The organism is Rhizobium sp. Rhizsp42 (assembly GCF_047304155.1).
In the GTDB taxonomy this organism is placed as follows: Bacteria; Pseudomonadota; Alphaproteobacteria; order Rhizobiales; family Rhizobiaceae; genus Rhizobium.
This window is the reverse complement of the sequence record NZ_JBGLYS010000218.1, coordinates 1-230: the sequence shown is the minus strand read 5'-3', so window position 1 is coordinate 230 and position 230 is coordinate 1. Positions and strand designations below refer to the sequence as shown.

Sequence of the window (230 nt, the reverse complement as noted above, 5' to 3'; positions counted from 1 at the left end):
AAGCGCATAGTTGGCCGCGTGACAGCCTCGCAGATCGCTTCGGCGTCGGTCGCATCATTCTTCTGCCGCTTCACGTAGGGCTTAACATAAGACGCGGGCATCAACCGAGCCTGGTGCCCCAGTGCCGTGAGAACCCGCGCCCAGTAGTGCCCTGTTGCACAAGCCTCGATCCCAATCAGGCATGGCGGCAATACCTTGAAGAATGCAACGACATCGTCTCGGCGAAGCCT

Annotated in this window: 1 pseudogene; it reads right to left on the bottom strand. The window is 59.6% G+C overall.

The window, feature by feature from the left end:
* Window positions 1–230 (bottom strand): annotated as a pseudogene (locus ACCD05_RS32145) (IS110 family transposase); the annotation flags it as partial.